The organism is Reyranella sp. GW821-FHT14A01, assembly GCF_058803965.1.
Genome location: NZ_JBXAPM010000012.1, coordinates 71,658 through 94,703 on the forward strand (window position 1 = coordinate 71,658; position 23,046 = coordinate 94,703).

At 66.0% G+C, this 23,046-nt stretch carries 28 protein-coding genes and 2 tRNA genes; 16 read left to right on the forward strand and 14 right to left on the reverse strand.

Annotated elements, in window-relative coordinates:
* Nucleotides 1-12 precede the first annotated feature (12 nt).
* Nucleotides 13-87, reverse strand: a tRNA-Gly gene (locus AC1ROX_RS21475).
* Nucleotides 88-200: 113 nt separating this feature from the next.
* Between AC1ROX_RS21475 and AC1ROX_RS21480 the strand changes: the two genes are divergently transcribed.
* Complete coding sequence (locus AC1ROX_RS21480; RefSeq protein WP_493128914.1) at nucleotides 201-692, forward strand: prolyl-tRNA synthetase associated domain-containing protein; 492 nt, start codon at nucleotides 201-203, stop codon at nucleotides 690-692.
* Between the two features lie 17 nt (nucleotides 693-709).
* The gene (locus AC1ROX_RS21485; protein WP_493128916.1) at nucleotides 710-1,609 is read left to right on the forward strand and encodes a metal ABC transporter solute-binding protein, Zn/Mn family; all 900 of its coding nucleotides are present in this window, start codon (nucleotides 710-712) and stop codon (nucleotides 1,607-1,609) included.
* Here AC1ROX_RS21485 and folD read toward each other — a convergent pair whose 3' ends face one another.
* The 6 genes from folD to AC1ROX_RS21515 form a co-directional block, all read right to left on the reverse strand.
* Nucleotides 1,610-2,512, reverse strand: a complete 903-nt coding sequence (folD, locus tag AC1ROX_RS21490; RefSeq protein WP_493128918.1) for a bifunctional methylenetetrahydrofolate dehydrogenase/methenyltetrahydrofolate cyclohydrolase FolD — start codon at nucleotides 2,510-2,512, stop codon at nucleotides 1,610-1,612.
* Nucleotides 2,505-2,777, reverse strand: a complete 273-nt coding sequence (locus AC1ROX_RS21495) for a DUF167 domain-containing protein (RefSeq protein WP_493128920.1) — start codon at nucleotides 2,775-2,777, stop codon at nucleotides 2,505-2,507. Before AC1ROX_RS21495 ends, folD begins: the two co-directional genes overlap by 8 nt.
* Nucleotides 2,778-2,824: 47 nt before the next feature.
* Nucleotides 2,825-3,118: a YggT family protein gene (locus tag AC1ROX_RS21500; RefSeq protein WP_493128922.1), complete on the reverse strand. Its 294-nt coding sequence runs from the start codon at nucleotides 3,116-3,118 to the stop codon at nucleotides 2,825-2,827.
* Nucleotides 3,119-3,196: 78 nt separating this feature from the next.
* Nucleotides 3,197-3,829 (reverse strand): FHA domain-containing protein, encoded by a 633-nt coding sequence (locus AC1ROX_RS21505; RefSeq protein ID WP_493128924.1) that lies wholly within the window; start codon nucleotides 3,827-3,829, stop codon nucleotides 3,197-3,199.
* A complete protein-coding gene (locus AC1ROX_RS21510) occupies nucleotides 3,830-4,069 on the reverse strand; it encodes a hypothetical protein (protein WP_493128926.1) in 240 nt (79 codons plus the stop codon). It lies immediately after the preceding gene.
* A gap of 4 nt (nucleotides 4,070-4,073) precedes the next feature.
* Nucleotides 4,074-4,466, reverse strand: coding sequence for a RidA family protein (locus tag AC1ROX_RS21515; RefSeq protein WP_493128928.1), 393 nt, complete (start codon nucleotides 4,464-4,466; stop codon nucleotides 4,074-4,076).
* 105 nt (nucleotides 4,467-4,571) lie between these two features.
* On the opposite strand from AC1ROX_RS21515, the gene AC1ROX_RS21520 reads away from it, so the two are divergent.
* From AC1ROX_RS21520 to AC1ROX_RS21530, 3 genes are all read left to right on the forward strand, one after another.
* Nucleotides 4,572-4,647: transfer RNA gene (locus AC1ROX_RS21520), tRNA-Ala, on the forward strand.
* Between the two features lie 55 nt (nucleotides 4,648-4,702).
* Entirely contained in the window at nucleotides 4,703-5,368 is a 666-nt protein-coding gene (locus AC1ROX_RS21525; protein ID WP_493128930.1) for a hypothetical protein, read from the forward strand.
* Nucleotides 5,369-5,379: 11 nt separating this feature from the next.
* The gene (locus AC1ROX_RS21530; protein WP_493128932.1) at nucleotides 5,380-6,039 is read left to right on the forward strand and encodes a hypothetical protein; all 660 of its coding nucleotides are present in this window, start codon (nucleotides 5,380-5,382) and stop codon (nucleotides 6,037-6,039) included.
* Between the two features lie 148 nt (nucleotides 6,040-6,187).
* Here the strand turns inward: AC1ROX_RS21530 and AC1ROX_RS21535 are convergent, their stop codons facing one another.
* Nucleotides 6,188-7,255 carry a ferritin-like domain-containing protein gene (locus AC1ROX_RS21535; RefSeq protein ID WP_493128934.1) on the reverse strand — a complete coding sequence of 356 codons (1,068 nt, stop codon included), beginning with the start codon at nucleotides 7,253-7,255 and terminating at the stop codon, nucleotides 6,188-6,190.
* Nucleotides 7,256-7,398: 143 nt separating this feature from the next.
* Here AC1ROX_RS21535 and AC1ROX_RS21540 point away from each other — a divergent pair, with 143 nt between their 5' ends.
* Together AC1ROX_RS21540 and AC1ROX_RS21545 are read left to right on the forward strand one after the other, a co-directional pair.
* The gene (locus AC1ROX_RS21540) at nucleotides 7,399-8,421 is read left to right on the forward strand and encodes a 2Fe-2S iron-sulfur cluster-binding protein (RefSeq protein ID WP_493128936.1); all 1,023 of its coding nucleotides are present in this window, start codon (nucleotides 7,399-7,401) and stop codon (nucleotides 8,419-8,421) included.
* Complete coding sequence (locus AC1ROX_RS21545) at nucleotides 8,379-9,035, forward strand: YoaK family protein (RefSeq protein ID WP_493128938.1); 657 nt, start codon at nucleotides 8,379-8,381, stop codon at nucleotides 9,033-9,035. The genes AC1ROX_RS21540 and AC1ROX_RS21545 overlap by 43 nt, the downstream gene beginning before the upstream one ends.
* Nucleotides 9,036-9,115: 80 nt before the next feature.
* Here the strand turns inward: AC1ROX_RS21545 and AC1ROX_RS21550 are convergent, their stop codons facing one another.
* Nucleotides 9,116-10,183, reverse strand: a complete 1,068-nt coding sequence (locus AC1ROX_RS21550; RefSeq protein WP_493128940.1) for a ferritin-like domain-containing protein — start codon at nucleotides 10,181-10,183, stop codon at nucleotides 9,116-9,118.
* A gap of 77 nt (nucleotides 10,184-10,260) precedes the next feature.
* Nucleotides 10,261-10,959 (reverse strand): response regulator transcription factor, encoded by a 699-nt coding sequence (locus AC1ROX_RS21555; RefSeq protein WP_493128942.1) that lies wholly within the window; start codon nucleotides 10,957-10,959, stop codon nucleotides 10,261-10,263.
* A gap of 104 nt (nucleotides 10,960-11,063) precedes the next feature.
* Here AC1ROX_RS21555 and ribA point away from each other — a divergent pair, with 104 nt between their 5' ends.
* Entirely contained in the window at nucleotides 11,064-12,227 is a 1,164-nt protein-coding gene (ribA, locus tag AC1ROX_RS21560; RefSeq protein ID WP_493128944.1) for a GTP cyclohydrolase II, read from the forward strand.
* Between the two features lie 68 nt (nucleotides 12,228-12,295).
* Here ribA and pobA read toward each other — a convergent pair whose 3' ends face one another.
* Nucleotides 12,296-13,471 carry a 4-hydroxybenzoate 3-monooxygenase gene (gene pobA, locus AC1ROX_RS21565; protein WP_493128946.1) on the reverse strand — a complete coding sequence of 392 codons (1,176 nt, stop codon included), beginning with the start codon at nucleotides 13,469-13,471 and terminating at the stop codon, nucleotides 12,296-12,298.
* Nucleotides 13,472-13,763: 292 nt separating this feature from the next.
* On the opposite strand from pobA, the gene AC1ROX_RS21570 reads away from it, so the two are divergent.
* Nucleotides 13,764-14,996: an ABC transporter substrate-binding protein gene (locus AC1ROX_RS21570; protein WP_493128948.1), complete on the forward strand. Its 1,233-nt coding sequence runs from the start codon at nucleotides 13,764-13,766 to the stop codon at nucleotides 14,994-14,996.
* A gap of 160 nt (nucleotides 14,997-15,156) precedes the next feature.
* Here AC1ROX_RS21570 and AC1ROX_RS21575 read toward each other — a convergent pair whose 3' ends face one another.
* From AC1ROX_RS21575 to AC1ROX_RS21585, 3 genes are read right to left on the reverse strand one after another with little or no spacing between them, the layout of a single operon-like run.
* Nucleotides 15,157-15,366 (reverse strand): hypothetical protein, encoded by a 210-nt coding sequence (locus tag AC1ROX_RS21575; protein WP_493128950.1) that lies wholly within the window; start codon nucleotides 15,364-15,366, stop codon nucleotides 15,157-15,159.
* Between the two features lie 32 nt (nucleotides 15,367-15,398).
* Nucleotides 15,399-15,620: a hypothetical protein gene (locus AC1ROX_RS21580; protein ID WP_493128952.1), complete on the reverse strand. Its 222-nt coding sequence runs from the start codon at nucleotides 15,618-15,620 to the stop codon at nucleotides 15,399-15,401.
* Nucleotides 15,617-15,904 (reverse strand): hypothetical protein, encoded by a 288-nt coding sequence (locus AC1ROX_RS21585; RefSeq protein ID WP_493128954.1) that lies wholly within the window; start codon nucleotides 15,902-15,904, stop codon nucleotides 15,617-15,619. Before AC1ROX_RS21585 ends, AC1ROX_RS21580 begins: the two co-directional genes overlap by 4 nt.
* On the opposite strand from AC1ROX_RS21585, the gene AC1ROX_RS21590 reads away from it, so the two are divergent.
* The 7 genes from AC1ROX_RS21590 (at nucleotide 15,903) to AC1ROX_RS21620 (ending at nucleotide 23,017) form a co-directional block, all read left to right on the forward strand.
* Nucleotides 15,903-16,253: a DUF1330 domain-containing protein gene (locus AC1ROX_RS21590; RefSeq protein ID WP_493128956.1), complete on the forward strand. Its 351-nt coding sequence runs from the start codon at nucleotides 15,903-15,905 to the stop codon at nucleotides 16,251-16,253. The genes AC1ROX_RS21585 and AC1ROX_RS21590 overlap by 2 nt on opposite strands.
* A gap of 184 nt (nucleotides 16,254-16,437) precedes the next feature.
* Nucleotides 16,438-17,904 carry a GH1 family beta-glucosidase gene (locus tag AC1ROX_RS21595; RefSeq protein WP_493128958.1) on the forward strand — a complete coding sequence of 489 codons (1,467 nt, stop codon included), beginning with the start codon at nucleotides 16,438-16,440 and terminating at the stop codon, nucleotides 17,902-17,904.
* Nucleotides 17,905-18,097: 193 nt separating this feature from the next.
* Nucleotides 18,098-18,940, forward strand: coding sequence for a VOC family protein (locus AC1ROX_RS21600; RefSeq protein ID WP_493128960.1), 843 nt, complete (start codon nucleotides 18,098-18,100; stop codon nucleotides 18,938-18,940).
* A 48-nt stretch (nucleotides 18,941-18,988) separates the two neighbouring features.
* Complete coding sequence (locus tag AC1ROX_RS21605; protein ID WP_493128962.1) at nucleotides 18,989-20,083, forward strand: M14 family metallopeptidase; 1,095 nt, start codon at nucleotides 18,989-18,991, stop codon at nucleotides 20,081-20,083.
* Complete coding sequence (locus AC1ROX_RS21610) at nucleotides 20,077-21,576, forward strand: class I adenylate-forming enzyme family protein (protein ID WP_493128964.1); 1,500 nt, start codon at nucleotides 20,077-20,079, stop codon at nucleotides 21,574-21,576. The genes AC1ROX_RS21605 and AC1ROX_RS21610 overlap by 7 nt, the downstream gene beginning before the upstream one ends.
* A 2-nt stretch (nucleotides 21,577-21,578) precedes the next feature.
* Nucleotides 21,579-22,592 carry a zinc-binding dehydrogenase gene (locus AC1ROX_RS21615; RefSeq protein ID WP_493128966.1) on the forward strand — a complete coding sequence of 338 codons (1,014 nt, stop codon included), beginning with the start codon at nucleotides 21,579-21,581 and terminating at the stop codon, nucleotides 22,590-22,592.
* A complete protein-coding gene (locus AC1ROX_RS21620) occupies nucleotides 22,589-23,017 on the forward strand; it encodes a PaaI family thioesterase (protein ID WP_493128968.1) in 429 nt (142 codons plus the stop codon). The genes AC1ROX_RS21615 and AC1ROX_RS21620 overlap by 4 nt, the downstream gene beginning before the upstream one ends.
* The last annotated feature ends 29 nt before the right edge of the window (nucleotides 23,018-23,046 follow it).

Sequence of the window (23,046 nt, forward strand, 5' to 3'; positions counted from 1 at the left end):
CTTAACAGAAATTGGAGCGGGCGAAGGGATTCGAACCCTCGACCCCGACCTTGGCAAGGTCGTGCTCTACCCCTGAGCTACGCCCGCGCTCCAGATCCGGCCGGGTAGGTTGCCGGAAGGCGGCGTTGATAGGGCTTTTCCTTCGCCTTGGCAAGGGGCTGGCAAACGGCGCGTTTCATGGGGTAGAGCCCTCACCCACCATGCTTGATCCGCAACAACTGCTCAGCCGCCTCGACGCGCTCGGCATCGCCCATCGCACCGTCCAGCATCCGCCGGTCTACACGGTCGAGGAAGCCAAGGCGCTGCGCGGCGACCTGCCCGGCCATCACATCAAGAACCTCTTCCTGCGCAACAGGAAGGAGGAGATGTGGCTGGTGGTGGCGCTGGAGGACCGCGCCATCGACCTCAAGCGCCTGGGCGAGCGGCTGGGCGCGGGCAAGTTCTCGTTCGGCAGCCCCGAGCGGCTGCGGCGCCATCTCGGGGTCGCGCCGGGCTCGGTGACGCCGCTCGCCGTCGTCAACGACCCGGAGCACAAGGTCCGGCTGGTCCTCGACCGCGGCATCGCCGAGGGCGGGCCGGTCAATGCCCATCCGCTGGTCAACACCATGACCACGGCGCTGAGTCTCGCCGACCTGCTGCGCTTCTTCGAGGCGACGGGTCACACCCCGGAGTGGCTCGACTTTCCGGTCTGACGTTATATTGTAACGATATGCTGTTCCGTGCGCTTCTTCTGGCCCTGGGCCTGGCTGCCGTCTCCCTGCCGGCCTCGGCGGAGACGAAGATCAAGGCCGTGGCGACCTTCTCGATCCTGGGCGACCTGCTGGCCGAGGTGGCCGGCGACAAGGCCATCCTGTCGGTCGTGGTCGGCCCGGACATCGACGCCCATGCCTACCAGCCCCGCCCCAGCGACGCGCGCGCGCTGGCCGACGCGCAGGTGCTGGTGAGCAACGGGCTGGGCTTCGAGGGCTGGATCGACCGCCTCGCCAAGGCCGCGCCCTTCAAGGGCAAGGCGATCGTGGCGACGACCGGCGTCGCGACCCTCCAGGCGGGATCAAGTCACGGCCATTCGCACGCACACGGGCCCGACCCGCATTGCTGGCAGGACGTCCAGAAGATCCGCACCTACGTCGCCAACATCGCCAAGGGCCTGGCCGAAGCCGATCCGGCGAACGCCGCCCACTATCGCGAGCGCGCCGAGGCCTTCGATCGCCGCCTGGTCGAGCTCGATGCCTGGGTGAAGGAAGAGATCGCCAAGGTGCCGGCCGACAAGCGCCGCGCCATCACCGGCCACGATTCGTTTCGCTATTTCTCCGCCGCCTATGGCGTGAAGTTCCAGTCGCCGCGCGGCTACAACACCAGCAGCGAGCCCTCGGCGCGCGATGTCGCGCTGCTGATCCGCGAGGCGCGCGAACAGCGCATCAAGGCGCTGTTCGTCGAGAACATGACCAACCCCGGCCTGGTCGACCAGATCGCGCGCGAATCGGGCGCGGTGGTCGGCCCACGCCTCTACACCGACGCGCTGTCAGGGCCCGATGGGCCGGCGCCGACCTACGAGAAGATGATGCGCCACAACGTGACCGCGCTGGTTGCAGGCATGCTGAAGAACTGATCAGACGGCAACGAACGGTAATCCGGCGACGTTCCGCGTGGCCTGCAGCGTGTTGTACATCAGGCAGGCCACCGTCATCGGGCCAACGCCGCCCGGTACGGGCGTGATGTGTCCCGCCACCTTCTGCGCCTCGGCGAAGGCCACGTCGCCGACCAGCCGGCTCTTGCCCTCCGGCGTCGGGATGCGGTTGATGCCGACATCGATCACAGCGGCGCCCGGCTTGATCCAGTCGCCCTTCACGAATTCGGTCCGGCCGATCGCCACGACCAGGATGTCGGCCTGACGGCAGACCGCGGCTAGGTCACGGGTGCGCGAATGGGTGATCGTCACCGTGCAATCGGCGCGCAGCAGCAGTTGCGCCACCGGTCGGCCGACGAGGTTGGAGCGACCGACGATCACCGCGTTGAGGCCGGACAGGGAACCCAGCGCATCCTGCAGCAGCATCGAGACGCCGAGCGGCGTGCACGGTACCGGGAAGTCGAGCGGCGCGCCCGGCGCGATCGAGCCGAGGCGGCCGACATTCACCGGATGGAAACCGTCGACATCCTTGGCCGGGTCGATGGCGATCAGGATCTTCGCCGTGTCGATGTGCTTGGGCAGCGGCAACTGGACCAGGATGCCGTTGACGGCAGGATCGGTATTGAGGCGCGCGATCAGGGCCAAGAGCTCGTCCTGCGTCGTATTCTCCGGCAACTGGTGATCGAAGCTCGCCATGCCGAGCTCGACCGCGAGCTTGCCCTTGCTGCGTACATAGACCTGGCTGGCCGGGTCGGCGCCGACCAGCACCGTGGCGAGGCCGGGCTTCGGCCCACCCTTGGCGATCAGGTCGGCCACCTCGGCGCCCACCCTTTGGCGCAGGCCAACCGCGAAGGCCTTTCCATCGATCAGTTTCGCATCAGCCATTCTTGCGCACCCATTCCGAAATCCGCTCGGCGAGCCCGGCCGGCTCGCCCGTGATCTTGAGAGTCTTCTCCCGTGCCGTCCCGCCGCGCACGATCTCGATGGTCGATTTCGGAAAGCGCCAGGCCTGCGCCAGCAGCGCGACGACGGCGTCGTTGGCTTTGCCATCCTCGGGCGCCGCCGTCACTGCGGCCTTGAGCCCGCCGTCGGCCGTGCAGTCGAGCGCCAGACGGCGCGCGCGAGGCTGCACGCGGAGCTGGATCGTCACGCCGCCGGAGGTTCGGCGCAGGAAAGCGGGGTCGGCCGGGGCTGGGCTCAGCGGACGAAGGACGGCCAGACATACTCCCACAGCAGGCTGCGGATGAAGAACAGGCCGAGCAGGAGGATGACGGGCGAGATGTCGACGCCGCCGAGATTGGGCAGCGCGCGCCGGATCGGGCGCAGGACCGGCTCGGTCAGGCGGAACAGCAGATCGACCACGACACGGATGAACTGGTTGCGGATGTTCACCACGCCGAACGCCACCAGCCAGCTCATGATCGCGCTGGCGATCACGATCCAGGTGTAGATGTCGATAATCTTGTCGATCAGCACCGCCAACGACAGCATCGGGCCCCCGCGCCTTGAGGCCGGCCAACCGCCGGCCGCGGCACCCTACTCGGCAGCGATTGCCGATCACAAGTCCATTCAGGCTCGCGTCAGTGCAAGCTCCACGCTGCCGAGGCGGATCGAGCGCACCGCGCTGATGTCGCGCGGTCCATGCTCGGGCAGCAGCCGGGCGCCATCGATGAAGGTGCCGCCCGGCGTGCCGAGATCTTCCAGGCCCAGCCGGCTGCCCGAGAGCAGGAGCCGGGCATGGGGCTGGCCGACCGACGGATCGGGCACGCTGAGATCGGTCGGCGCCCCGGTTTGCGCGCCCGTCAGCGCATAGGTGCCGGACGTGCCGGCGACCGCGAGGGAGACCGAGCCGCCATTGCCGAGCCTGCCGGCGAGCCGCCAACCGCGTGAATCGGGCAAGGCCATCGAGGGGCCTGCAAGAGCCATTGGACCGGTCGGAGGCGCGAAGCCGCCGCCGGCCCCGACTGCGGGTTCGTCGCGCGGCCAGCGCATGAAGGCGAAGACCCAGAGCAGGATCAGCGGCACGATGGTGCCCACGGCGGTCAGGGTGAGCAGGATGGCGCCCAGCCCCGTCCATCCCGGCAGGCCCGCTTTCTCGACGATGCGCCAGGCCATCCATCCCGCGAGCACCGTGCCGATCAGCGCGAAGGCGCCGGTCAGGCCGAACAGGCCGGTGAGGGCCGCGATTTCCACACCGAACATCTAGCGCCCCGGCGGCGCTTCGCCATTGGGCCAGGTGCTGAAGGCCAGCATGCCCATGACGATGAAGGAGCCGATGACCGGCACCAGATGGAACAGCGACAGCGCGCCGGAGAAGCCGGCGCGCGTGCAGATGCGCCAGGTCGGGATGATCAGCACGAGCGCCAGCAGCAGGTGCACGACCAGCAGGACGAACACCGTGAAGGAGCCGAGCGCCAGCAGCCAGGTCACCGGATCGGCCATGATCTCAGACCAGGGCGACGACTTCGATCTCGACCATGACGTCGCGCGGCAGGCGGGCGACTTCGACGGTCGAGCGCGCGGGCGTGGCGCTGCCGAAATATTCGGGCAGGCCATAGACCTCGTTCATGGCCACGAAACTGTCCATGCTCTTCAGGAACACGGTCGTCTTCACGGCCTGGTCGAGATCGCTGCCGGCCGCCTTCAGGACCGCACGCAGGTTCTTCAGCACCTGGTGGGTCTGTTCGGCGATGCCGCCCTCGACGATGTCGCCGGTCGCGGGATTGAGCGGGATCTGCCCCGCGCAGAACACCAGGCCGTTGGCGACGACCGCCTGCGAATAGGGGCCGAGCGCCTTGGGGGCGGCATCCGTCTGGACGATCTTCTTCGCGTTGGCCACGGTCGTACCTCTCGATCAAAAACAGGGGGCGGACGCTAACACAGGCCGCATTGCTTGACAGGGGGCCCGGCAACCATTATCCGCGCGGTTCTCCAAGGGTCGGAGGGGGCTGTAGCTCAGCTGGGAGAGCGCCTCGTTCGCAATGAGGAGGTCAGGGGTTCGATCCCCCTCAGCTCCACCAACCACCCCGATCCTTCACTGGCCTGTCACGGCGCGTCACGGCACTATTGCACACGATGCGCAGACGCCAACGCCCCACGCCTGCCGAACTGGGTCTCACCGCCGCCGAAGGACGCATCCTTGCGTCCCTGCGCACGCCGCAACGCGTTCAGGAATACGTCTCGGCCCTTCCGGCCAATTTCGAGCCGGGCGGCGACAGCCTGCGGTCGGTGCGCGGCGTGCTGCGTCATCGCGAGGCCCATTGCCTCGAGGCGGCCTTCGTCGCGGCCTGCGCGCTGTGGCTGCAGGGCGAGCCGCCGCTGGTCATGGACCTGACGGCCACGCGCGAGGATGCCGACCACGTCGTCACGCTCTTTCGCCGCAACGGCTGCTGGGGCGCGATCTCCAAGAGCAACCATGCCTGGCTGCGCTGGCGCGACCCTGTCTATCGCAGCCTGCGCGAGCTCGCGATGTCGTACTTCCACGAATACTTCAACAAGGGCCGCAAGACCCTGCGCACCTATTCGACCTCGATCGACCTGCGCCGCTTCGCGCCCGACACCTGGATCACCAACGGAGAGGATTGCTGGGAGGTCGGCGCCGCGCTCGACGATGCCCGCCATTACCCGCTGATCAAGCCGGCGCAGAGGCGCTGGCTGATGCCGCCCGACGCCACCGTGCTCAAGGCCGACGACATCGTCCAATACGAAAGCCGCGATCGGAAGACGGCCCGCAAATATTAAGGGAGCCTGCCATGAAACGACTCCTCTCGATCCTGATGCTGGTCCTGCTCGGCACCGCCACGCCGGCGGCCGCGCAAATCCCGCCCGAATGGCAGTCCGCCGCCCAAGTTGTGATCGGCGAGCTGGAACGCGACACGCCGCTGGCCGCCAAGCCGTGGACCGGCGCGGAGCTGACGCAAGGCTGGAACCTCGCGCGCGCCTGGCGCCGGCACAACAACGGCAACATCGAGATCATCCTTGCCGAGTACCTGATGTTCGTCGCCCTCTGCCGCATCGGCTGCGCCGGCAGCACGATCGAGGGCCAGGGCTATATCGGTGTGGCCGGAGAGGTGAAGGCGCTGATCGCCCAGAATGGCGGGTCGTATGCACTGGCCGCGAACGCCAGCACCTGGCTCGCCGGCCTTACCGACCCGACGGGCGCGGCCAAGAAGAACGTGGCGCTCTGGGCAAAGGATCCCGACATCCCCTCGGCCGACTTCGCGACCGGCAACATCTACGCCTTGAGCTGGCTGCTCGCGCGCAAGAAAGCAACGCCCGCCGAACAGGCCGATACCTTCGCCCGCTACGCGATCTTCGTGCAGACCAAGGCCTGGATCGGCACGCGCTGCCTCGACATCTCCAAGGTCGCAACCGTGCTCGGCGCGGCGTCGCGTATTGATACTTGCCAGTAACAATTGTCGTCCTGAGCGACAGCGAAGGACCTTGCCGAGCGACCGGCGGACTCCCTTGCGGGCGTGAGGTCCTTCGCTGCGCTCAGGATGACAAGAAAAGAAAAAGGGGCCGTGAGGCCCCCTTCTCCATTCCGTCTGCGACCAACCGCTACTCGGCGGCGATCTGTTCCTTCACGAACTTCTTGGCGTCGAAATCGTCGGCGACCTTGAGGTCGTTGCCGATCATCTGCTCGATATCGAGTTCGGCGTAGCCCAGCACGCCCATCTGGCCCAGCGCGTGCTGCACCTTCGGGCCGAACAGGCCGATCTCCTTGAGGATCGGCACGATGCGGGTGAAGAGGCGCGTGCGGAACTGCTGCATGGCGCCCGACTGGTAGGCGTATTCCAGCATTTCCTTCACCGGCAGGCCGGACCGCATCCAGACCTCGGCCTGGTTGAAGCGGTCGCGCATGAAGTAGAGCGCCTCGACCACGAACTCCTCGCGCTCGGCACGCTCGGCATCGGAGAGGTGCGGGTAGTATTCGCGCAGCGCCATGCGGCCGAACGTGACGTGGCGCGCCTCGTCCTGCATCACATAGGCGTTCACGGCGCCGGCCAGGTTGTTCTTGGCGGTGTCGCGGATGCGCTGGAAGGCGGCGAGCGCCAGGCCCTCGATCAGCACCTGCATGCCGAGATAGGTCATGTCCCAGCGACGATCGGACAGCGTCTGCTCGAGCAGGTTCTTCAGCGAGTCCGTGATCGGATAGGCCGCCTTGAACTTCTCATGGATCAGCCGCTTGTAGCTCTCGACGTGGCGGGCTTCGTCCATCACCTGGGTGGCGGCATAGAACTTGGCGTTCATGTCCGGCACGGTGGCGACGATCTTCGAGGTCGCGATCAGCGCGCCCTGCTCGCCGTGCATGAACTGGCAGATGGAATGGCACTGCAGGTTGAAGCGCAGCCAGTCCTTCTCCTTGTCGGTCATCTTCTCCCAGAAGGGCGAGCCGTAGATCGCGATCGACTCGTCGGGCATGCCCATCGGGTTGCCTTCGTCGAGCTGCTGGGTCCAGTCGATGCGGGTGCTGGTGTCCCACTGCTGCTGCTTGCCCTTCTCGTAGAGGTTCAACAGGTCGGCCGAGCCGTCCTCGTATTCCCAGTTGAAGGCGATCTCGGTGGCGCCATCGAACTTCCAGTTCGTGACGTCGACCGGCAGCTGATAAATTTTTTGCGTCGTCATCGGCTCTTGCCTCCTGGCCCTGAACCTTGTCCCATCCCATACGGAGCGTTGAAGATGACGCTCCGCTCATTTTTCTCGGCGGAACTTAACACAGTCTGCTAGGAGAGTCCGCCCGGAAATCGGGCCCTAAAGACGAGTTTTTGATGTCCTACAACCAACTGCGCATCGCCAAGATCATCCAGGAAACGCCGGACGCCCGCTCCTTCGTCCTCGAGATCCCCGCCGACCTCGCCGAAAAGTACCGGTATCGCGCCGGCCAGTTCCTGACCTTCCGCGTCCCGCACCCCGACGGTGCCTTCAACCGCTGCTACTCGCTGTCCAGCGCCCCCGAGACCGACGGGCTGCCCAAGGTCACGATCAAGCGCGTCCAGGGCGGCAGGGGCTCCAACTGGTTCCACGACGCGGTGACCGAAGGCGGCATGCTCGAAGTGCTGCCGCCAGCCGGCCGCTTCGTACTGGGCGAGGGCGACGCACCGCTCCTGCTGTTCGGCGGCGGCAGCGGCATCACGCCCATGATGTCGCTGATCAAGAGCGCTCTGAAGCAGGGCAAGCGGACGATCCGGCTGTTCTACGCCAACCGCGACAAGCCATCGGTCATCTTCGACGCCGAGTTCGAGGCACTGCTCAAGGCGCATCCCGGCAGGCTGGAGGTGATCCACCACCTCGATTCGACCCAGGGCATCATCAAGCCCGAGGAGATCGTGGCGGCGATGAAGGGCTTCGAGATGGGCGACGTCTATCTCTGTGGCCCCGGCCCGTTCATGAGCCTGGTCGAGGAGACCTTGTTCGAGCACGGCATGCCGCACGAGAAGGTGCGCATCGAGCGGTTCGAGGCCTCGGGCAACGACGCCATTCCCATCCAGCCCAGCGAGGAAGGCGACGTGATCCCGAGCGAGATCACGATCCATTTCGAGGGCAAGGTCCACAAGGTGGCCTACGCCAAGGGCCAGACCATCCTCGAAGCGGCGCGCGGCGGCGGCCTCAACCCGCTCTCCTCCTGCGAGGAAGGCTTCTGCGCCTCGTGCGCGGCCAAGACCATCAAGGGCAAGGTCGTGCTGGCCAAGAACGACATCTACACGCCCGACGATCTCGCCAATAACTGGATCCTGACCTGCCAGGGCCATTGTTTCGGGGCCGAGGTCGAGATCACCTACGACGTGGTGTAGCCATCAGCGTCCGTCCTCTCGCACTGGCGACCCTGCTGACGGTGGTCGCCGGCATCGCCGACGCCATCGGCTACGTCACCATGAACGGCGTGTTCGCCGCGAACATGACCGGCAACACGGTGCTGGCCGGCATCGACCTGGCGAAGGGCAACCATCCCGGCGCCTGGAACCATCTCACGCCGCTGGTCGCCTTCTTCCCGGGCGCCATGCTGGCCCGCGTGATGCTGCGGCTGCTGAAGTCGCCGGCCCCCGGTCTGTTGCTCGAAGCGGCGATCCTCGCCGGGGTGGGCTTCCTGCCCGTCGGCCAGGAGGAGGCGGTGATGATCGTGGCCTTCGCCATGGGCCTGCAGGCCTCGACGATCACCAGCTTCGCCGGCCACGCCGTCAGCACGGTCGTGGTGACCAGCACGCTGGCCCGAACCGCCGACGCAGTCGTCGATCGGCTGTGGCGCGGCGCCGACACGCCGCTGCCCTCGGCTTCCAACACGTGGCTTCTGACACTGACCTGGACCGGCTACCTGGTCGGCGCGGTGATCGGCGGCCTGCTGCTGACGGCCATGCCCTATCCGCTGCTCGTACCGGCTGCGCTTCTGGTGCTGGCGCTTCTTTTCTGAATCCGGCGGGGGGTCGCCCTCCCGTTTCATTTGTTTCGTTTATTTCGTTTATTTCGTTTGTGCGCCTTTATGGCGCGGCGCTACTCCGCCGCGATCGACTTCTCGACGAACATCTTCCTGTCGAACTCGTCGGCCACCTTGCCGTCGTTGGCGAGGACTTCCGCGACGTTGATCATAGCATAGTTCATCACGCCCATCTCGGCGAAAGCCTTCTGAACCCGCGGACCCCACAGGCCGATATCCTTCACCGTCGGCACGACGCGGCTGAACAGGCGGCCGCGGAAGGAATTCATCTGCTTGGAATTGTAGTGGATGTCGTCCAGCACCTTGGCCGGCAGGCCGAGCCGTTCCCAGACCTCGGACTGGTTGAAGCGGTCGCGCATGAAATGGAGCGCCTCGACCACGAACTCCTCGCGCTCGTCGCGCTCGGCATCGGAGAGATGCGGATAGTATTCGCGCAGCGCCAGGCGCCCGAACGAGACGTGGCGCGCCTCGTCCTGCATGACATAGGCGTTGACCGCGCCGGCCAGCGTGTTGCCCGCCTTGTCGCGGATCGACTGGAAGGCGGCGAGCGCCAGGCCCTCGATCAGCACCTGCATACCGAGATAGGTCATGTCCCAGCGCCGGTCGGTCAGTGTCTGCTCCAGCAGGGTCTGCAGCGCCTTGTTGATCGGATAGGCGACCTTGAACTTCTCATGCAGCAGCCGCTTGTAGGCCTCGACGTGACGGGCTTCGTCCATCACCTGGGTCGCGGCATAGAACTTGGCATTCATGTCGGGCACGGTGCCGACGATCTTGGAGCTGGCGATCAGCGCGCCCTGCTCGCCATGCATGAACTGCGAGATCGAGTTGGCCTGGAGATGGAGCCGGAGCCAGCTCCGCTCCTTCTCCGTCATCTTGTTCCAGTGATCGGTGCCGTAGATCGAGATGGCCTCGTCCTTCAGCTCCATCGGATTGTCGGGATTGAGCTCGAGCGACCAGTCCAGCCGCGTGCTGGCGTCCCACTGCTGCTGCTTGCCCTTCTCGTAGAGTTCGAGCAGCGACGCGGAGCCGTCGTCATATTCCCAGTTGAACTGGATGTCGGTCGCGCCGTCGAACTTCCACTGCGTCACGTCGACGGGCAGGGCGTAGATCCGCTGCGTGCTCATGGCGTCCGCCCTCCCAGGGCAAGGCTGTGAATATTGCTTACCGAAAAGATGACGCCCCGTTCACGAATTGGCAAGACCTAGGGTTGAAGCCGGTAGCCGCCCCGGTCGGTCACCAGGATGGCGGCGCTGGCCGGATCCTTCTCGATCTTCTGGCGCAGGCGATAGATGTGGGTTTCCAGCGTGTGGGTCGTGACGCCGGCATTGTAGCCCCAGACCTCGTTCAGCAGGACGTCGCGGGCGACCGGCCGGTCGCCGGCCCGGAACAGGTATTTCAGGATCGAGGCTTCCTTGTCGGTCAGGCGGACCTTCTTCTTGCCGGCCTTCTCCACCAGCATCTTGCCCGCCGGATGGAATTCGTAGGGGCCGATGGTCATGACCGCGTCCTCGCTGCGCTCGTGCTGGCGCAGATGCGCGCGCAGGCGGGCCAGCAGGACATTGATGCGGAACGGCTTGGTGACATAGTCGTTGGCGCCCGATTCGAGGCCGAGAATGGTGTCGGCATCGCTGTCGGCCGCGGTCAGCATGATCACCGGCGCGCGCACGCCCTGGCGCCGCATCAGCTTGCACAATTCGCGGCCGTCCATATCTGGAAGACCGATGTCGAGCAGGATGGCGTCGTAGTGGGCGAGCTTGGCTTTCTCCAGGCCTTCGGCCGCGGTGCCGACCTGGATCGTCGTGAAACCGTCGTAAAGGTCGAGCTGTTCGGCGAGCACGGCGCGCAACGCCTGGTCGTCATCGACCAACAGGATTTTCTTGCCACGATTGTTCACGGACATGCGTTTGCTACCGGTCAGCCATCTGCAAATTCACTCTATCCGGTACGATCTGGGCACAAAAGCGGTTCACTTCGGCGAAATCCCGTGGCGTGATACCTAGAGTCATGAGTACCAGCCCCACCCATTCCCGCACGGCACATGCAGTCGCCACCGTCGAACGCGCCATGGCGGAGCTGCGCCGCGGCGGCATCGTGGTGCTGCGCGACGAGACCGGTGCCGGCGGCCTGGTGATCGCGGCCGAATCCTGCGGCCCGCGCGCGCTCCAGCGCCTGCAGGGCCTGGCCCAAAACCCACCTGTGCTTGTTACAACGCGCCGTCGCGCCGAGGCGATCGGCATGGACATCCCGCCCCACATCGCGGGCGGCATGGGCGAGACCAACAAGCCCATCACCCTCGACCTGCCCGAGGGCGTGCCGGTCGACGTCATCCTGCGGCCGCATGAGAGCGACAAATCCGGCCGCCATGTGGCGCTGCGCCACCTCTCCCGGCCCGTCGCCAGTCACGCACCTGTGATCGCCCAGGCGGCGATCGAGCTCGCCAAGCTCGCGCGCCTCCTGCCGGCCGTCGTGGTGGGACCCCTCACCCGCGACCCCGGCAACAAGCGCCGCGACTGGGCGCGCGAGCAGGACCTCGTCTATGTCGATGCCGCCGACGTCTCGAGCTACGAGGAGACCGCCTCGCGCACCTTGCAGCAGGTCGCCCAGGCGCATGTGCCACTGGAAGGCGCCGAGAACACCCGCATCCTCGCCTGGCGCCCCAGCGACGGCGGCAAGGAACATCTCGCCATCGTCGTCGGCGAGATCGACACGACCGAGCCGGTCCTGATCCGCCTCCATTCGGAATGCTTCACCGGCGACCTGCTGGGCTCTCTGCGCTGCGATTGCGGCGTCCAGCTGCGCAGCGCCATCGCCGAGATCGCCAAGCAGGGATCGGGCGTGCTGCTCTATCTCGCGCAGGAAGGCCGCGGCATCGGCCTGGTCAACAAGCTGCGCGCCTACGAACTCCAGGACGACGGTTTCGACACGATCGACGCCAACGAACAGCTCGGCTTCGACGCCGACGAGCGCATCTATGCGCCGGCCGCCACCATGCTCGCGCGCATGGGCATCCAGCGCGTGCGGCTGATGACCAACAATCCCGAGAAGATCGCCCAGCTCGAGCGCTACGGCATCGAGGTCGCGGCGCGGGTCCAGCATTCCTTCCCGTCCAACGGGCACAACGAGAATTACCTCCGCACCAAGGCCGAACGCGCCGGGCATATGCTGTAGCCATACGACGCTGGCCAACGGCGCGCTGACGCGCCGGTGAAGGCGGCCCACATGACCGATGCCGCGATTCAGAACGGCAGGCCGACATAGTTCTCGGCCAGCGCCGTCCGGGCGGCGCGTGAGCTCGCGAGATAGTCGAGTTCGGCCTGCTGCATCTGGGCTTCGAAGCTGTCTTCCGCGTGAAGCCTGTGCAGCATCGTCGTCATCCACCAGGAGAAGCGCTCGGCCTTCCAGACGCGGGCCAGCGCGGTCTCGCTGTAGGCGGCGAGCCGGTCGTCCGTGCCCTTGCCGTAATGGTCGACCAGCGCACGGCAGAGATACTGGGCATCGGATGCCGCGAGATTAAGGCCCTTGGCGCCGGTCGGCGGCACGATGTGCGCAGCGTCGCCGGCGATGAACAGGCGGCCGTGCTGCATCGGCGTCGACACGAAGCTGCGCAGCGGCGCGATGCTCTTCTCGATCGACGGGCCGCGCGTGATGTTCGGTGCGGGCTCGGAACCGAGGCGTAGCTCGAGCTCGTCCCAGATCCGTTCGTCCGGCCAGTCCTCAAGCTTGTCGTCGAGATCGCATTGTACGTAATAGCGGCTGCGGGTCGGCGAACGCATCGAGGCCAGCGCGAAGCCGCGCTCGTGGCGGGCGTAGATCAGCTCGGGCGAACAGGGCGGCACGTCGGCCAGGATGCCGAGCCAGCCGAACGGATAGGTTCGATCGAAGGTCTGCGACGCCGGCAGCCTCGTGCGGCTGACGCCGTGATAGCCATCGCAGCCGGCAATGAAATCGCAGGTGAGCGTGCGCTCGACGCCATCGAGCCGGTAGGTGAGGCGCGGCCTGGTCGTGTCGATATCGTGCACGGCGACGGCGGCGGCTTCCCACACGATCGGCCCGTCACCGGCCAGGCGCGCGGCGATCAGGTCCTTGGTCAGCTCGGTCTGGCCATAGACGGTGACGGCCTTGCCGGTCAGTTCGCGGAAGTCGATGCGGAAGCGCCGACCGCGCACGGCGATCTCGGCGCCGTCATGCACCAGCCCCTCGCGGTGCAGCCGGTCGGCGACACCGGCCTCCTCCATCAGGTCGACCGTGCCCTGCTCGAGCACGCCAGCGCGGATGCGGCCCTCGACATAGTCTCGCGTCCTCGCCTCGAGGATCACGCTCTCGATGCCGTACACCTTGAGCAGGCGGGCCAGCAGCAGTCCGGCAGGCCCTGCCCCGACGATCCCGACCTGCGTGCGTTCTTGCAGCGCCACTCTTTCCTCCCGGCGCTCAGTCTAGGCTGCCAATTGTTTTGGGTCCAAACGAAATGGCCTGCGCTGCCGGCGCCGGGTTGCCTCGTCGACGACGTGACATAGTACTTTTAGTCATCCGCCCCTTTTTTCATACCGAGCGTAGCGAGGGACGACAGACTTTGTGCGGGCCAACCGACAGCGCGGGCACAATGAAGGACAGCGCGATGTGACGGAGTGTTCGGGATGACAGGCCTACCGACCTGAGCGACACTCCCTCCCAACGATCCCAAATCGGGACGCCACAGGAGGAAACATGACCAAGATGCGTCGCCGCGTTTTCGCGGCCGGTGGTGCTGCGTTCGCGTTCTCCCCGTATATCGTGCGTGCCCAGAAGAAGTACGACCCGGGCGTCACCGACAAGGAGATCAAGCTCGGCCACACCAACCCGTACAGTGGGCCGCTTTCGGCCTACGGCACGATCGGCAAGGCGATCGAGGCCTACTGGAAGATGGTGAACGACAATGGCGGCATCAACGGCCGCAAGATCAACTTCATCACCTACGACGACGGCTTCGTGCCACCCAAGACCGTCGAGATGGTCCGCAAGCTCGTAGAGGACGACAAGGTCTTCGCGATCTTCCAGCTGCTCGGCACCCCGACCAACACGGTCGTGCAGAAGTATCTGAACCAGAAGAAGGTGCCGCAGCTCTTCGTGGCCACCGGCGCCTCGAAGTGGGGCATGCCCAAGGAGTTCCCGTGGACCATGGGCTGGCAGCCCGACTATCACACCGAGGCGGCGATCTACGCCAAGCACGTCCTGTCCAAGTACAAGGACAATCTCAAGGACCTGCGCATCGGCATGCTCTACCAGAACGACGATTCGGGTAAGGACTATACCGGCGGCTTCCTCGCCGGCCTCGGCAAGGAGAACGAGAAGTACGTCACCGCTAAGGTGAGCTACGAGGTCACCGATCCCACGGTCGACAGCCAGATCATCCAGATCAAGAACACCGGCGCCAACGTCTTCTTCAACGACGCCGCGCCCAAGGCGGCGGCGCAGGCCATCCGCAAGGTCGCCGACCTCGGCTGGAAGCCCGACCATTATCTCGCCAATGTCTCGGCGTCCGTTGCCGCCGTGCTGAAGCCCGCCGGGTTCGAGAACAGCAAGGGCATCATCACGGCCGCCTACCTCAAGGACGCCACCGACAAGCAGTGGGTCGACGACGCGGACTACAAGGAATGGGACGCGTGGATGAAGAAGTACCTACCCGATGCCAACCCCGCCGATTCGGGCAACACCTATGCCTATGCCGTCTCCGCCACCATGAAGCACTGCCTCGAAGCCTGCGGCGACAACCTCACGCGCGAGAACCTGATGAAGCAGGCCGCCAGCATGAAGAAGCTGGTCGTGCCGATGCTGCTGCCCGGCATCACCATCAACACCAGCCCCATGGACTTCTATCCCATCCAGTCGATCCGCCTCTCCGCCTTCGACGGCGAGACGTGGAAGCTGTTCGGAGACGTGTTGAGCAACGAAAGCGCCTGACCGGAGACTCAGGGGCCCGCCAGGCTGCTGAGACCGTCCGTGGTAAGCGGGCCCCCGAGTGCCGGCTAGGGACCGGCCCTCACCAACGGAAACTTCGATTAAGGTTGCCGAGCTTCTGCCGATGTTTCGAAGCGCGGCGAATCCATCATCACGGCTAAACCTATTCCAGCGACTTCTCGGCCCCGAATCCTACTCGTGGTTCACGAGACGCGATTTCATCGCGGACCGCCGTCAACGATGCTTGAATGATCGAGAGTTCTCCAAGTGCGTCGGCGGACAGCGTCCCTTCCAAAGCGATCTTTTGGATCAGTTCAAGGCGAGCCGCTTCCAGATTGTCTCGAAGAGTGTGTATCGGTTGATCTGTCGGCATCGTCGCCTCTCTCTTGTTGGTGCTTCAATCGGTTATCCGCCCAAGCTGTCCGGCTCGGGTACCGCGCGGGACTTTTCGCCGTCGGCGGTTCGGGGATGAGCGTTGTGCAAAAGAGCGGCCAGCGGCTCTCGAGCAGTCGAACCCGAAAGGCGCACGGCCGCTTCGAACAGGTCGTGCTGCACGGTGGCGGGCAGTTCTCCCCAGATGGCCGTGACGGCCCGCCCCAGCGCATGCGTCAGATCTTCGGAATTCATGTGCCATCCTTGCGGTGTTCAAGCGGCAAACGCCCTTGGCTGGGGATGGCTGCAAACTTGCGGACCGGCCCGGCATGGCCTTCGATATCTGGGGTGTCGTCACTCGATCCGGATACCGTGAGCGCCTCGTACCAAGGTATGAACTGGCCATACAAAGTGCCGGTCCGCACCAGACGACCGCGCGGTGGCCTCGCCCAGGGCACGGCGCGAGACTTCACCCCGTCGAAGTCACGCCGCTGGAGCCCGCCGGTTCCGGCGCCCCAACAGCCGGAGGCGATCGTCATGAGCACCTATCTCATCAACCACCTGCGTATTCCCGCCGACATGCCCAACGCCGAGGCGCTGGATTACCTGGAGCAGGTCGAGGCGACCGTGGCGCCCTATGGCGGCAGGTGGCTGGCCCAGGGACAGGGAGACGTCATCGAAGGTGCCTGGCCCGGCTCCGTCGTACTCATGGAGTTCCCCGACCGAGCCGCAGCCACGGCATGGTACGACTCCGCCGCGTATCGGGCGATCCGGCCGCTGCGCGTCCGCAACGCCATCTCCGACATCATCCTGATCGATCGGCTCCCCGAGGGCTTCTCGATCAAGGGATTCGCCGCCGGACTGCGCGACGCGATCGGGAAAGGCTAAGCCCAGATGGCGCGCCTGTTCGCGCTCGTCGATTGCAACAACTTCCATGCCTCGTGCGGTGGAAGCTGTTCGGAGACGTGCTGAGTAACGAAAGCGCCTAAAAACTGAAACCTGCCCGCGCGAGGCGGGATGGCACGCGGGATGCTTCCGTACGGTCTGTGACCGACCGGAGTTGCCGAACCTGATGCGTTTCAATCTGACCCGCCGCCGCGCGCTGCTCACCGCGGCGGGTGCGGCGGCGCTTGCCGCCACGACCTACGGCTCTGCCCATACCGCCCCCCGCAACTCCCAGAGCCCGCGCCGGCTGGCGGCGGGCTTTCCCGAGGGATTCCGCTGGGGCACCGCCACCTCGGCCTATCAGGTCGAGGGCGCCGCCCAAGAAGCCGGTCGCGGTCCCTCGATCTGGGACACGTTCACCGGAGAGCCCGGCCGCATCCGCGACGGCTCGAACGGCCATGTCAGCGTCGACCATTACAATCGCTATAAGGAAGACGTGGCGCTGATGAAGTCGATCGGCGCGCGCACCTACCGCTTCTCGATCGCCTGGCCGCGCGTCTTCCCCGAGGGAAGGGGCACGGCCAATCCCAAGGGCCTCGATTTCTACGACCGGCTGGTCGACGAGCTGCTCGCCGCCGGCATCGAGCCCTACGCGACGCTCTATCACTGGGACCTGCCGCAGGCGCTGCAGGATCGCGGCGGCTGGGAATCGCGCGACACCGCCGAGGCATTCGGCGAATACGCGTCCTACATTGCCAGCCGGCTCACCGATCGCGTGCGCCAGATCTTCACCCTCAACGAGATGCAGACCTTCGTCGAGCAGGGCCATGAGACCGGCAACTTCGCCCCGGGCCTCAAGCTGCCGCTCGGACGATTGAACCAGGTCCGCCACCATGCGGTGCTGGCGCATGGCCTCGCCGTGCAGGCGGTGCGGGCCAGCGGCAAGCGCGGCACCCGGGTTGGGCCGGCGGAAAACATCGCCACGGCGCTCCCCGCCGTCGAGACGGTCGAGAACATCAGGGCCGCCGAGCTGGCGACGCGCGAGCTGAACGCCCCCTATCTCACGGTGATGATGGAAGGCCGCTACACCGACGCCTATCTGGCGAAGATGGGCCGCGACGCACCGCGCTTCACCGACCAGGAGCTGAAGATCATCTCCGGCAAGGTCGATTTCGTCGGCCTGAACGTCTATGCGCCCAGCCAATACGTGCTGGCGAGCGAGGCGGCGCCCGGCTTCACCCCGGTGCCCTTCCCCTCGTCGCACCCGCACATGGCATCGACGTGGCTGCTCCTGGGGCCGGAGGCGCTGTACTGGGCGCCGCGCCATGCCGCCCGGCTGTGGGGCGTGAAGGACATCTTCATCACCGAAAACGGCGCCTCGGCGGCCGACGAGCCGACGCAGGACGGCGTGGTCTACGACGTCGATCGCGTGATGTACCTGCGGAACTGCCTGACCCACCTGCAGCGTGCGACGGCCGAGGGCGTGCCGGTCCGCGGCTACTTCCTGTGGAGCCTGCTCGACAATTTCGAATGGGCCGACGGTTACGCCACGCGCTTCGGCCTCGTCCATGTCGATTATGCGACGCAGAAGCGGACGCCCAAGCTCAGCGCCGCCTTCTATCGCGAGGTCATCGCGCGCAACGCGCCGGCATAGGCGCACCGGCAAATCGCAGGCCACAAAACGGCGCTGATCGTCATGGCATGGAAATAGGATTTCCTTTCCCCATTGTCTGCGAAACTTGGAAACAGATTTCGCGCATGAAAGGATCGTCGCCTAATATAAGAATTCCTGACGTGCCCGCTGTGCCAAGATGGGCGACGCTGTGAAAGGCAAGAGAGGAACTGGAATGATGCTGCCCGTAGCGACGCTCGATCACGTGGTCATCAATGCCCGCGACGACATGGACCATGCGGCCGATGTCTATACGCGGCTGGGCTTTACGCTCACCGAACGCGGCTATCATTCGCTGGGTTCGATGAACCACCTCGCCATGTTCGGCACCGACTATCTCGAGCTGATCGCCATTCCGAAGAGCGCCACGTCGGGTCGCCTGGACCTGCTCACCTTCCCGTTTGGCCTCAACGGCCTCGTGTTCGGCGCCGAGGATTCCGCCATCACCTACGCGTCGCTGAGCAAGGCGGGCGTGCCGATCGATGCGCCGGTCGAATTCACCCGTCCCGTGAAGGTCGACGGCGAGATGCGCGATGCACGCTTCCGCACCGTCCGCATGAAGGCGGGCGTCGTGCCCTACGGCCGCGTCTACTACTGTCACCACTTCACCCGTGACGTCGTATGGCGCGACGAGTGGCGTCACCATGCCAACGGCACGGTCGCCATCGCGCGCTTCCTGATCGTCGAACCGGATCCCGCGGCGGCCTCCAAGCTCTATGCCGACATGTTCGGACCGGAAGCCGTGCGCGACATCAAGGGCGGCAAGTCCGTCGTGGTCGGCAATTCGAGGGTCGACATCGTGACCGAGGACGAGCTGAAGGCGCAGTTCGGCGATGCCGTGCCGGATGCCGAGGGCCGCAAGGCCTACATGGCCGGGCTCACCTTCCGCACCCTGTCCGCCGCCAAGGCGGCACGTGCCTTGCAGGACGGCAAGATCGGCGGCGTGGTCCAGAGCGCGGGCCGGGTGGTCGTGCCGGCCAAGCAGGCCTTGAACGCGGTATTGGAGTTCATCGAATAGTCTGACGCGTACGGCAGGGCTGCTGGGGAGCGGCCGAGAAGGGATTCGATGGAATATTACGATTGCTTCGCCGCGAGCTATGCGAACGCGCGGGCGAAGTTCCTGAAGGCGGCGACGGCCGCCCGAGGCGAGGTGCGCTCGTTCCTGCACCCCGCGAAAAAGGCGCCCGACGGCGGGCCGCTGGCGATCGACGTCGCCTGCTTCGGCGATCGCAAGGCGCCGCGCCAGGCCTTGTTCGTGAGCGGCACGCACGGCCAGGAAGGCTTCTCCGGCTCGGCCGTCCAGATCGGCTGGCTCAATTCCGGCGGTGCGTCACGCCTGCCGGCCGACATGGGCGTCGTGCTGGTGCACGGCCTCAATCCCTACGGCTTCGCGCATTTCACGCGCACGACCGAGAACAACGTCGACCTCAACCGCAACTTCATCGACCGCGACGCGGGTCCCGCGCCCGCCAATCCGCACTACGAGACGCTTCACAGCGACCTGCTGATCCACGAATGGACCGACGCCGAGAACGCTCGCGTCGCCGGCGTGCTCGACCGCTTCACCGAGACCAACGGCCGCGACGTGCTGTTCGACACGCTGGCGCGCGGCCAGTACGAGCACCAGGACGGGCTGATGTTCGGCGGCAAGGGCGCCGAATGGTCCAACCGGACCCTGGAGACGATCGTCAAGGAGACGCTGGCCGGCGCCGAGCGGGTGGCCTTCATCGACTGGCACACCGGCATCGGCGAGTACGGCAAGCCGTTCTTCCTCTGCTTCAACGATCCCGACGGTCCATTGTTCGCGCGCGCCTGCGACTGGTGGGGCAAGGACAATGTCGATGGCGTGCGGCCGCACGGCATGGCGCGACCCAATTACACCGGCCTCGTCTTCCAGGGCGTGCAGCGCTTCCTCGGCAATCGCGACATGTGCGGCGCGGTGATCGAGTTCGGCACCCGCGGCGTCAACATGCGCCGCGTGCTGCGGCTCGACCAGTGGCTGCGCCGCCACCATCACGGGATCGATCCGGATGTCCTGTCCACCCTGCAGGCCGACATGATGGATGCCTTCTGTCCGTTCGACGGACAGTGGCGCAAGGACACGCTCGACTACGGGCTGAAGCTCACCGACCAGGCACTTTCGGGACTCGCAAAATGGTGACCATCAAGTACGACAACCAGGGCGACGCGATCTCGCGAGACGTGCCCTCCGACAACCTGGCGCTGATCGATGCGGGCGGGAACGGGACCGAGCGCAGCTACAGCTACGGCGACATCATGCGCCTGAGCGGCGCCGTCGCGCGCGGGCTGCTGAAGCGCGGCCTGCAACGCGGCGATAGGGTCGCGATCCTCTCGGCCAACCGCGCCGAGTTCCTGCTCACCTTCCTCGGCACCATGCAGGCGGGCCTCGTCTCGGTGCCCGTGAACTACAAGCTGCCGGCCGAGATGGTCGCCTACGTCGTGGGCGACAGCGACGCCAAGCTGGTGATCGGCGACGATGCGCGGCTGCCGCTGGCGCCGGATACGGTGCCGAAGCTCTCCTTCGACAGGGACTTCGAGAGCCTGCTCGACGAGGGGCCGTTCACGCCGCTGCCGATGAAGCCCGAGGAACCGGCGATGTTCCTCTACACGTCGGGCTCGACGGGACGGCCCAAGGGCGTGGTACTGTCGCACTATTCCCATCTCTGGGCGATCAGCCAGCGTGTGCGTCGGCCGGTGCCGCTCGGCCAGCGCGCCCTCGTGGCCGCGCCGCTCTATCACATGAATGGGCTGGCCATGTGCCAGACCACCTTCTCGCACGGCGACACCGTGGTGCTGCTGCCGCAGTTCACGACCAAGGGCTACATCGAGGCCGCCGCGAAGCATCGCGTGGCCTTCCTGACCTCCGTGCCGACGATGATCGCGATGATGCTGCGCGAGCGTGAATTGCTCGCCAGCACCGATCTCTCGGCCGTCGAGGCGGTCCGCATGGGCTCCGCGCCCGTCACCCAATCGCTGATCGACCAGGTGCACGCGGTGTTTCCCAAGGCGATGGTCAGCAATGGCTACGGCACCACCGAGGCCGGCCCCGTCGTGTTCGGCCCACATCCCAAGGGCCTGCCGCAGCCGGTCCTCTCGACCGGCTATCCGCACCCCGACGTCCAGCTCCGCCTCGTGCGCGACGGCAAGGAAGTGCAGGACGAGGGCGAGCTCCAGATGAAGTGCGGTGCGCTGATGACGCACTATCACAAGCTGCCGGCCAAGACCGCCGAGGTGATGACGCCGGACGGTTACTACCGGACCAGCGACGTCTTCCGCCGCGACGAGAACGGCTTCTTCTATTTCGTCGGCCGGGTCGACGACATGTTCGTCTGCGGCGGCGAGAACATCTATCCCGGCGAGGTCGAGAAGATGCTCGAACGCCATCCCGGCATCCACCAGGCCGCGGTGATCCCGGTGCCCGACGAGCTGAAGGGCCACAAGCCGATCGCCTTCGTCGTGAAGGCCGCCAACGCCCAGCTCGACGAGCTGGCGGTGAAGAATTACGCGCTGGCCAATGCGCCGGCCTACCAGCACCCGAGGCGCGTGCTGTTCGTCGACGAGATGCCGCTCGCCGGCACCAACAAGATCGACAAGCGCGTGCTCGCCCAGCAGATCCCAACCGGAGACGTATAACAATGAAAGCAGCAGTCGTTCGTGAACATGGCGGACCGGACCGCCTTGTCTTCGAGACCAGCTTCCCCGACCCGACGCCCGGAGAGGGCGACGTCATCGTCGCGGTGAAGGCCTCGTCGCTGAACTATCACGACGTCTTCACGCGGCGCGGCATGCCGGGCATCAAGGTGCCGATGCCGGCCATCATGGGCCTCGACGTCGCCGGCGAGATCGCCGAAGTGGGTCCCGGCGTCACCGGCTGGAAGAAGGGCGACCGCGTCCTGGTCGATCCGATCAACCGGGTCGAAGGCGGCCTGATGGGCGAGACGGTGCATGGCGGCCTGGCCGAACTGTGCAAGGCGCGCGCGCACCAGCTGATCAAGATTCCCGATGGCGTGAGCTACGCCGATGCCGCAGCACTTCCCGTGGCCTACGGCACGGCGCTGCGCATGATGGTCACCAACGGCCATGTCGCGAAGGGCGAGAAAGTCCTGATCCTCGGCGCTTCCGGCGGCGTCGGCGTCTGCTGCCTGCAGCTCGCCAAGCTCGCTGGCTGCGAGGTCATCGCCTGTGCCGGCACCGACGCCAAGGCCCAGCGCCTGGCCGAGCTCGGCGCCGACAAGACGATCAACTACATCGAGAAGGACTTCATGAAGGAAGCCTGGGCGATGTACGGCAAGCCGACGCGCCGCGGCTCGCTCAGCCATCAGGGCATCGATGTGGTCGTGAACTACACCGGCGGTGACACCTGGGTGCCGTCGCTGAAGACGCTGAAGGTCGGCGGCCGCCTGCTGACCTGCGGCGCCACCGCCGGCTACGCGCCGACCGAGGACATCCGCTTCATCTGGACCTTCGAGCTCAAGGTCCTGGGTTCCAACGGCTGGATGCGCACCGATATCGAGAAGCTCCTGGAGCTGGTGCAGAGCGGCAAGCTCAAGGTGCTGGTGGACAAGGTGTTCCCGCTCGCCGAGGCGCGCGAGGCGCTGCGCGTGATCGAGGACCGCGAAGTGTTCGGCAAGATCGTGGTGGCGCCATGAGCGACAAGCTCCAGCCGCTGACCTCGGAGGAGATGCAGGCGCAGCTCGACCGCTCGCCCTTCATCGCCTTCCTCGGCCTCAAGGTGACCGCGACCGATCCGACCAAGGAGGAGGTCACCATGACCTGCTCCATGCGGCCGGAGTTCGAGCGCGGCGCCGGCACCGGCCAATGGCACGGCGGCCCGATCGCGGCGATCATCGACACGGTCGGCGACTATGCGCTGGTCATGGCGCTGCGCCGCGGCCTGCCGACCATCAATTTCCGCGTCGATTACCTGCGGCCGGCGATCAAGACCGCGCTCACGACGACGGCGCGCGTGCGCCGTGCGGGCAAGAGCGTCGGTGTGGTCGATGTCGATGTGTTCAACGACCAGGGCGCGCTCGTCGCCGTCGGCCGCGCGACCTATTCGACATTGCCGGCTTAGACCACACGGTATGAAGTTTGCTTAAGGCG

What these genes read in the sequence shown, in the direction of transcription:
- AC1ROX_RS21575 (WP_493128950.1), bottom strand. Translation starts at nt 15,366, where the DNA reads ATGCCGACAGATCAACCGATACACACTCTTCGAGACAATCTGGAAGCG.
- AC1ROX_RS21540 (WP_493128936.1), top strand. Translation starts at nt 7,399, where the DNA reads ATGTCCTACAACCAACTGCGCATCGCCAAGATCATCCAGGAAACGCCG.
- AC1ROX_RS21605 (WP_493128962.1), top strand. Translation starts at nt 18,989, where the DNA reads ATGGAATATTACGATTGCTTCGCCGCGAGCTATGCGAACGCGCGGGCG.
- folD (WP_493128918.1), bottom strand. Translation starts at nt 2,512, where the DNA reads ATGGCTGATGCGAAACTGATCGATGGAAAGGCCTTCGCGGTTGGCCTG.
- AC1ROX_RS21570 (WP_493128948.1), top strand. Translation starts at nt 13,764, where the DNA reads ATGACCAAGATGCGTCGCCGCGTTTTCGCGGCCGGTGGTGCTGCGTTC.
- AC1ROX_RS21530 (WP_493128932.1), top strand. Translation starts at nt 5,380, where the DNA reads ATGAAACGACTCCTCTCGATCCTGATGCTGGTCCTGCTCGGCACCGCC.
- AC1ROX_RS21505 (WP_493128924.1), bottom strand. Translation starts at nt 3,829, where the DNA reads ATGTTCGGTGTGGAAATCGCGGCCCTCACCGGCCTGTTCGGCCTGACC.
- AC1ROX_RS21510 (WP_493128926.1), bottom strand. Translation starts at nt 4,069, where the DNA reads ATGGCCGATCCGGTGACCTGGCTGCTGGCGCTCGGCTCCTTCACGGTG.
- ribA (WP_493128944.1), top strand. Translation starts at nt 11,064, where the DNA reads ATGAGTACCAGCCCCACCCATTCCCGCACGGCACATGCAGTCGCCACC.
- AC1ROX_RS21480 (WP_493128914.1), top strand. Translation starts at nt 201, where the DNA reads ATGCTTGATCCGCAACAACTGCTCAGCCGCCTCGACGCGCTCGGCATC.
- AC1ROX_RS21610 (WP_493128964.1), top strand. Translation starts at nt 20,077, where the DNA reads ATGGTGACCATCAAGTACGACAACCAGGGCGACGCGATCTCGCGAGAC.
- AC1ROX_RS21585 (WP_493128954.1), bottom strand. Translation starts at nt 15,904, where the DNA reads ATGACGATCGCCTCCGGCTGTTGGGGCGCCGGAACCGGCGGGCTCCAG.
- AC1ROX_RS21580 (WP_493128952.1), bottom strand. Translation starts at nt 15,620, where the DNA reads ATGAATTCCGAAGATCTGACGCATGCGCTGGGGCGGGCCGTCACGGCC.
- AC1ROX_RS21590 (WP_493128956.1), top strand. Translation starts at nt 15,903, where the DNA reads ATGAGCACCTATCTCATCAACCACCTGCGTATTCCCGCCGACATGCCC.
- AC1ROX_RS21600 (WP_493128960.1), top strand. Translation starts at nt 18,098, where the DNA reads ATGATGCTGCCCGTAGCGACGCTCGATCACGTGGTCATCAATGCCCGC.
- AC1ROX_RS21500 (WP_493128922.1), bottom strand. Translation starts at nt 3,118, where the DNA reads ATGCTGTCGTTGGCGGTGCTGATCGACAAGATTATCGACATCTACACC.
- AC1ROX_RS21525 (WP_493128930.1), top strand. Translation starts at nt 4,703, where the DNA reads ATGCGCAGACGCCAACGCCCCACGCCTGCCGAACTGGGTCTCACCGCC.
- AC1ROX_RS21535 (WP_493128934.1), bottom strand. Translation starts at nt 7,255, where the DNA reads ATGACGACGCAAAAAATTTATCAGCTGCCGGTCGACGTCACGAACTGG.
- AC1ROX_RS21615 (WP_493128966.1), top strand. Translation starts at nt 21,579, where the DNA reads ATGAAAGCAGCAGTCGTTCGTGAACATGGCGGACCGGACCGCCTTGTC.
- AC1ROX_RS21485 (WP_493128916.1), top strand. Translation starts at nt 710, where the DNA reads ATGCTGTTCCGTGCGCTTCTTCTGGCCCTGGGCCTGGCTGCCGTCTCC.
- AC1ROX_RS21620 (WP_493128968.1), top strand. Translation starts at nt 22,589, where the DNA reads ATGAGCGACAAGCTCCAGCCGCTGACCTCGGAGGAGATGCAGGCGCAG.
- AC1ROX_RS21550 (WP_493128940.1), bottom strand. Translation starts at nt 10,183, where the DNA reads ATGAGCACGCAGCGGATCTACGCCCTGCCCGTCGACGTGACGCAGTGG.
- AC1ROX_RS21595 (WP_493128958.1), top strand. Translation starts at nt 16,438, where the DNA reads ATGCGTTTCAATCTGACCCGCCGCCGCGCGCTGCTCACCGCGGCGGGT.
- AC1ROX_RS21555 (WP_493128942.1), bottom strand. Translation starts at nt 10,959, where the DNA reads ATGTCCGTGAACAATCGTGGCAAGAAAATCCTGTTGGTCGATGACGAC.